Origin of the sequence: Kineococcus indalonis, assembly GCF_009906395.1 — a bacterium.
Classification (GTDB): Bacteria; Actinomycetota; Actinomycetes; order Actinomycetales; family Kineococcaceae; genus Kineococcus; species Kineococcus indalonis.
In genome coordinates this window covers 1-6,678 of record NZ_JAAALM010000197.1, presented here as the reverse complement: position 1 = coordinate 6,678, position 6,678 = coordinate 1, and the positions used below count along the sequence as shown (strand labels likewise).

At 72.6% G+C, this 6,678-nt stretch carries 6 protein-coding genes; 2 read left to right on the top strand and 4 right to left on the bottom strand.

What is annotated here, in order from left to right; genetic code table 11:
* The first annotated feature begins 129 nt into the window (after positions 1-129).
* On the top strand, positions 130-744 hold the full coding sequence (locus GTR00_RS11130) for a response regulator (protein WP_166611691.1): 615 nt from the start codon (positions 130-132) through the stop codon (positions 742-744).
* Positions 745-761: 17 nt separating this feature from the next.
* On the opposite strand, the gene arfA is transcribed toward GTR00_RS11130, so the two are convergent.
* The 4 genes from arfA to GTR00_RS11110 are packed head-to-tail and all read right to left on the bottom strand — an operon-like array spanning position 762 to position 5,500.
* Positions 762-2,279: an arabinosylfuranosidase ArfA gene (gene arfA, locus GTR00_RS11125; protein WP_166611690.1), complete on the bottom strand. Its 1,518-nt coding sequence runs from the start codon at positions 2,277-2,279 to the stop codon at positions 762-764.
* 37 nt (positions 2,280-2,316) lie between these two features.
* Positions 2,317-3,210 (bottom strand): carbohydrate ABC transporter permease, encoded by an 894-nt coding sequence (locus tag GTR00_RS11120; protein ID WP_166611689.1) that lies wholly within the window; start codon positions 3,208-3,210, stop codon positions 2,317-2,319.
* Positions 3,207-4,157: a carbohydrate ABC transporter permease gene (locus GTR00_RS11115; protein WP_166611688.1), complete on the bottom strand. Its 951-nt coding sequence runs from the start codon at positions 4,155-4,157 to the stop codon at positions 3,207-3,209. The genes GTR00_RS11120 and GTR00_RS11115 overlap by 4 nt, the downstream gene beginning before the upstream one ends.
* A 26-nt stretch (positions 4,158-4,183) precedes the next feature.
* Positions 4,184-5,500, bottom strand: a complete 1,317-nt coding sequence (locus GTR00_RS11110) for an extracellular solute-binding protein (protein ID WP_166611687.1) — start codon at positions 5,498-5,500, stop codon at positions 4,184-4,186.
* A 100-nt stretch (positions 5,501-5,600) separates the two neighbouring features.
* On the opposite strand from GTR00_RS11110, the gene GTR00_RS11105 reads away from it, so the two are divergent.
* Positions 5,601-6,617 (top strand): LacI family DNA-binding transcriptional regulator, encoded by a 1,017-nt coding sequence (locus tag GTR00_RS11105; RefSeq protein ID WP_166611686.1) that lies wholly within the window; start codon positions 5,601-5,603, stop codon positions 6,615-6,617.
* Positions 6,618-6,678 lie beyond the last annotated feature (61 nt).

The following is a 6,678-nucleotide window of genomic DNA, read 5'->3' as shown; positions in this document are numbered from 1 at the left end:
GGCGGGGCTGGCCGAGCGGCTGCGGCCGCTGGGCGGGCAGCTGGGCGTGGAGCACCGCGGGGGCACGTTCACGCTGCGCGCGGAGCTGCCGGCGCCGACCGCGGCGGCGGGCGCAGCGGGGGTGGCGCGGTGAGCGCGCCGATCCGCGTGCTGCTGGCCGACGACGAGCACCTCGTGCGCTCGGCGGTGGCGCAGCTGCTGCAGCTGCAGGACGACATCGACGTCGTCGCCCAGGCCGCCTCCGGGCCCGAGGCGATCGCGGTGGCCCGCAAGGAGCGCCCGCGGGTGGCGGTGCTGGACCTGCAGATGCCCGGCGCCGACGGGCTGGCGGTGGCCGAGGCGCTGCACGCGCAGGTGCCCGGCTGCACCACGATGGTCCTCACCAGCCACGGCCGGCCCGGCTACCTCAAGCGGGCCCTGGAGCTGGGGGTGCGCGGGTTCCTGCCCAAGACCGCTTCCGGCGCGGTGCTGGCCGAGGCGATCCGCACCGTGGCCGCCGGGGGGCGCTACGTCGACCCGGAGCTGGCGGCCGACGCCATCGCGGCGGGGGAGAGCCCGCTGACGCCGCGGGAGGCGGACGTGCTGGAGCTGGCCGCGGACGGTGCCGGCATCGAGGAGATCGCCGTGCGCGTCTCCCTCTCGCCGGGCACCGTCCGCAACCACCTGTCGAGCTGCGTGGGCAAGCTGGGGGTGTCCAACCGGCACGAGGCCGTCGTCGCGGCCCGCCGCGCCGGCTGGATCTGACCCCCCGCCCCCGGGGCTCAGGCCCTGGCGACCTGCACGACCGCCCAGGACAGCGGCGGCAGCACGACGGTCGCCAGGCCGTCGACGACGCTGACGTCCTGCAGCGGGCGCAGGCCCACCTGGTCGTGGCTGCCGGTGGCGTTGGTGGTGTGCCGGTCCTGGCCCTCGGTGGCGGCCAGGACCTTGGCGGTGACGACCTTCGAGACGTCGAAGCCGCGCAGGGAGACCTCCACCGAGGCCGGCTCGGTGAGGTCGCGGTTGGCCAGGAACAGCGACACCGTGGAGGTGTCGTCGTTCCAGGTGGCGCTGGCGTCCACGACGTCGACGTCGCCGAACTTGGCGGTCTCCTGCTTGTCGGAGCGGGTCGCCACGCGCAGCACCTCGCCGGTGGCCAGGTGGCGCACCTGCTCGAAGGGGTGGGCGATGGTCTGCTTCCACGCCTGCCCGCCCGGCTCGCTGCGCAGCAGGCCGATGACGTTGACCAGCTGCGCCTGCGCGCCGATGGTGACGCGGTCGGCGTGGCGCAGCAGCGAGTTCAGCAGGGTGCCCACCACGACGGCGTCGGTGATGGAGTACTCGTCCTCGATGACCCGCGGGGCCACGTCCCACGGCTGCACGCCGGGGGCGTGGTGCGGGCGGGACTGGTACCACACGTTCCACTCGTCGAACGAGATGTTGATGCGCTTGTTGTGCTTGCCGCGGGCGCGCACCGCGTCGGCGGTGGCGACGACCTGGTCGATGAACAGGTCCATGTCCACCGCCGAGGCCAGGAAGCTGGCCGGGTCGTCGTCGACGTCCTCGTAGTACGCGTGGCAGGAGACGTAGTCCACCGTGTGGTAGGCCAGCTCCAGGACGGTGGACTCCCAGGCGCCGAACGTGGGCATCGAGCGGCTGGAGGAGCCGACGGCCACCAGCTCGATGTCCGGGTCGATGGAGCGCATGGCCTGGCCCGTCTCGGCGGCCAGCCGGCCGTACTCGTGGGCGGTCTTGTGCCCGGTCTGCCACGGCCCGTCCAGCTCGTTGCCCAGGCACCACAGCTTGACGCCCAGCGGGTCCTTGGTGCCGTGCGCGACGCGCAGGTCGGCGTACTTGGTGCCGGAGTCCAGGTTCGCGTACTCCAGCAGGTTGCAGGCGTCCTGGAGCCCGCGGGTGCCGAGGTTGACGGCCATCATCGTCTCGGTGCCGACCTTGCGGGCCCAGGAGTCGAACTCGGCCAGGCCGAACTGGTTGGTCTCCACCGAGCGCCAGGCGCGGTCGATGCGCCGGGGGCGCTCCTCGCGCGGGCCGACGGAGTCCTCCCACTCGAAGCCGGAGACGAAGTTGCCGCCGGGGTAGCGCACGACGGTGGGGGCCAGCTGCTTCGTCAGCTCCAGGACGTCGCCGCGCAGGCCGTCCTCGTCGGCGGTGGGGTGGTCCGGCTCGAAGATGCCGGTGTACACGCAGCGGCCCATGTGCTCGACGAAGGAGCCGAACAGGCGGTGCGGGACGGGTCCGACCGTGAAGGCCGGGTCGAGGGTGAGCTGGGCTTTGCGCACGGGGTTCCTCCCTGGGTGGGTGTGCGGGGCGGTGGGGTCAGCGGCCGCCGAGGCCGGTGGTGGCGACCCCGCGGATGATCTGCCGCTGGAACAGCATGAACACGATGATGAGGGGCAAGCCTGCCAGGAGCGCGGAGGCCATGACCTGCGCGTAGCGCACGCCGAAGCTGGACTGCACCTGCACCAGCCCGACCGGCAGCGTCATGAGGTCCGGGTTGGAGGTGATGATGAACGGCCACAGGAAGTTGTTCCAGGCGCCGATGAACACGAAGATCGCCACCGCCGCGAGGATGGAGCGCGACAGCGGCAGGACGACCTGCCAGAAGACGCGGAACGAGCCGGCGCCGTCGACGCGGGCGGCCTCCTCCAGCTCGCGCGGGATGCCGTCGAAGAAGCTCTTCAGGATGAAGACCATGGTCGGCACCGCCAGCTGCGGCAGGATGATGCCCCAGTAGGTGTCCGCCAGGCCCATCGCCAGCACCTCGCGGTACAGCGGCACGACGAGGATCTGCGGGGGCACCATGATGCCCGCCACCGTCAGGGCGAACAGCAGCCCGCGCCCGCGGAAGCTGCACCGGGAGAACCCGTAGGCGGCCAGCGCCGAGACCGCCACCGTGAGCACCGTGACGACGACCGCCACGAGGGTGGAGTTCACGAACCACGTGATGAGGTTGTCGTTGCCCAGCACCGTGCCGTAGGCGGTGCCGGTGAAGCCGGCGTCGGGCACGACCTGCAGCGGGACGTCGGTGGTCTCCGCCTCCGGCTTCAGGGAGGTGATCAGCGCCCACGCCAGCGGGGCCAGCCACAGCAGCGCCACGACGACCAGCGCGGTGACGATCAGGGCGCGGCCCAGCGGGGAGTGCTGGCGCACCCTGGCGCCGCTGCGCGAGGTGGCCACCGCCTCGGCGCGGGGAGCGGTGAGGGTGCTCATGCTGCGGTCCTTCCCCGGCGGCGGCTCAGGGCGAACTGCCCGAGCGAGACGACGATGATGAGGGCGAAGAAGACGTAGGAGATGGCCGAGGCGTAGCCGAGGCGGTAGTTCACGAAGCCGGTGTCGTAGACGTGCTGCAGGATCGGCGCGGCCGCGCCGCCGGGGCCGCCGGAGCCGCCGAACAGGATGTACGCCTGGTCGAAGATCTTCAGCGAGGCCAGGACCTGCAGGACGACCACCAGCCCCGTGGTGCCCTTCAGCAGCGGCAGGGTCATCGAGACGGTGCGGCGCCAGCCGCCCGCGCCGTCCAGCGCGGCGGCCTCGTACACCGACTCCGGGATCGCCTGCAGCGCCGACAGGTACAGCAGGAAGTTGAAGCCGACGGTCCACCACACGGTGATGAGGACCACGGAGGTCAGCGCCACGCCCTCGTCGCTCAGCCAGCCCACCGTCGGCAGGCCCAGGCCGCCGAGGACGCCGTTGATGAACCCGAAGTCGCCCTGCATGAGCCAGTTCCAGATCAGCACGACCGTGGAGACGGGCAGCAGGTAGGGGGCGAAGAAGGAGAAGCGCCAGAACCACTGGCCCTTCACGCCGGTGTGCACCAGCAGCGCCATCGCCAGCGACACCACGACCAGGGGGACCGTGGAGATCACCGTGAACAGCAGGGTGTGGCCCAGGGTGCGCCACACCTGGGAGTCGCCGAGGAGCTCGGCGTAGTTGTCCAGCCCCACGAACGACGTCGGTGCGCCGGCGAGGCTGACGTTGAAGAAGCTCATCCCGAACCCGTAGAGGACGGGGAAGACCGTGAACGCCGCGTAGACGAGCACGAAGGGCAGGACGAACCAGAACCCGCCGGGGTTCGTCGTGAGGGAGGAGGTGGTGCGCCGGGGCTGCCTCGCCCGGGGCGCGGGCACGGTCGTGCGACCGCTCGCGGTGGTGGCCATGGGTACCTCTGTCGTCGACGGTCGGCTCAGACCGGGCTGGGGATGGCGAGTTGCTGGTCGACCCACGTCAGGAACGTGTCCGTCGCCTGCTCGGGGGTCTGCGCGCGCGTGGAGACGCTGAGGATCTGCTGCCCGCCGAAGGACATCAGCTGCGAGCCCGAGCCGGAGAAGTACGCGTCCGGGTCGTACTCGACGACGTCGGCGGCGCCGGCGTAGTTCGCCTGCGGCTGCAGCGCCAGGAACTCGGGGCTGTCGGAGACCGCCGACAGCGCGGGGATGTGCCCGCCGCCCGCCCAGGAGAGGCTGTTGCGCAGCATCGAGGCGGCCATGTCGTAGGCGGCCGAGCGCCGGGCCGGGTCCAGCGAGGCCTGCCGCGGCAGCACGAAGCTGTGGCTGTCGGCGCGGATGAGCGGCTGGTCGCCGAAGAGGGCGGGGAACTGCTGCATCGTGAAGGGGATGCCCGCGGTCTCGGCGGTGATGAGCTCCCAGGGGCCCAGGACGAACAACCCCGCCTGCTGGCTGGCGAAGACCGCCGGAGCGGCCGGGCCGTCCAGGGTGGGCGAGCAGATCGTGCCGTCGGTCAGGTCGCGGATGAAGGAGAACGCCTGCACCATCGCGTCGCGGTCGACCTGCGCGGTGCCGCCCTGGGGCAGTTCCAGGCGCCCGCCGAGCTGGCGGAAGACCGACCAGAACATCATCCAGCCGCCCAGGCCGTCGGCCGCGGCCCAGGAGATGCCGGTGGAGCCGGTGACGTCCGCCAGGCGCCGGCCGGCGTCGAGGAACTGCTCGGCGGAGGTGATCGGCGCGAGCTGCCCGTCGGTGCCCATCAGGCCGGCGCGGTCGCACAGGTCGGTGTTCACGTAGAGGACCATCGGGTGCGTGTCCAGCGGCAGGGCGTACAGCTGCCCGTCGTGCTGGGCCTTGTCCCACACGCGCTCGGGGAACTGGTCCGCCGTGATGCCGCGGGCGGCGAGCTCGTCCAGGTCGAACGGGTCGAGCAGGTGCGCGGCGAAGGGGGGCAGGCGGGACATGTGCATCGTGGCCAGGTCCGGGGCGCGCCCGCCGGCGCAGGCCATGGCCAGCTTGGTGTAGTACGGCGCGCCCCAGGCCAGCGTGGTGTCGGTGACCTGCACCTGCGGGGCCTCGTCGCGGTAGCTGTCGACCAGCTGGACCATGCGCTCACCGTCACCGCCGGTGAAGAAGTTCCAGTACGCCAGCTGCCCGCCCGAGCCGGAGCCCGTGACCGGGTCGGCGCACGAGGTGAGCCCCGCGGCGCCCACCCCGAGGGCCGCCGCACCCGCTGCGCGCAGGGCTGTCCTGCGCGAGAGGGTCGTTCGGGTCATCGTCGACCTCCAATGCATCCTTGCAACGTTGGAAGAAAGAAACACCCTCGACCCGAGGCACGTCAAGCGGGCCCGGCCCGCGAGGTGCCATGATTCAGCCATGCCAGCGACCCGAGCGACGACGCTGAAGGACGTCGCAGCAGCAGCGGGCGTGTCGATCAAGACGGTCTCCAACGTCGTCAACGACCACCCGCACGTGCGCCCGGAGATGCGCGAGCGCGTGCGCGCCTTCATCGAGCAGCTCGACTACCGCCCCAACGGCATGGGGCGCCAGCTGCGCCAGGGCCGCAGCGGGCTGGTCGCCCTGGCGGTGCCCAACGTCATCAGCCCCTACTACGGCGAGCTGACCAGCGCCCTGGTCACCGCCGCGCGCCGCCGCGGCCTGACGCTGCTGGTCGAGCAGACCGACGCCGACCCCGAGCGCGAGCGCGAGGCCGCCGACGGCTTCGGCGTGCGCATGGTCGACGGCCTCGTCTTCGTCCCGCTGAACATCCCCACCGACGTGCTCGGGCGGCGCCGCGACACCACCCCGGCCGTGCTCATCGGCGAGAACGGCGAGGGCGTCGACCTCGACCGCGTCACCATCGACTCCGTCGCCGTGGGTGACCTGGCCACCACGCACCTGCTCGAGCGGGGCCGGCGGCGCATCGCCTTCCTCGGCGACAAGGACGCCGAGCGCTCCCCGGTGCTCGCCCAGCGCGTGGAGGGCTACCGCCGCGCCCTGCGCCGCGCCCGCGTGCGCCTGGACCGCGAGCTGATGCGCCCCACGCCGGAGTGGGAGCGCCGGCACGGCTACGACGCCACCACGGCGCTGCTGGCCGAGCACCCCGACGTCGACGCGGTCTTCGCCGCCAACGACCTGCTCGCCTTCGGCGCGATGCACGCCCTGCGCCGCCTGGGCCGCCGCGTGCCCGAGGACGTCGCGGTCATCGGCGTCGACGACGTGGAGGAGTCGCGCTACTGCGCCCCCACCCTGAGCACCGTCGCCATCGACCGCACCTCCGCGGCCGAGCAGGCCCTGGCGCTGCTGGCCGAGCGCCTCGACGGCCTGGACGCCGCCCCGCGCACGCTGACGGCCGAGCACCGCCTCGTGGTGCGCGAGAGCACCGGCGGCTGAACCCCCCGGCCCGCCCGGGCCCCTCGTGCCGCCGGTGCTCTCGCGCACCACGAGGCGGTGC

What these genes read in the sequence shown, in the direction of transcription:
- GTR00_RS11105 (WP_166611686.1), top strand. Translation starts at nt 5,601, where the DNA reads ATGCCAGCGACCCGAGCGACGACGCTGAAGGACGTCGCAGCAGCAGCG.
- GTR00_RS11115 (WP_166611688.1), bottom strand. Translation starts at nt 4,157, where the DNA reads ATGGCCACCACCGCGAGCGGTCGCACGACCGTGCCCGCGCCCCGGGCG.
- GTR00_RS11120 (WP_166611689.1), bottom strand. Translation starts at nt 3,210, where the DNA reads ATGAGCACCCTCACCGCTCCCCGCGCCGAGGCGGTGGCCACCTCGCGC.
- GTR00_RS11110 (WP_166611687.1), bottom strand. Translation starts at nt 5,500, where the DNA reads ATGACCCGAACGACCCTCTCGCGCAGGACAGCCCTGCGCGCAGCGGGT.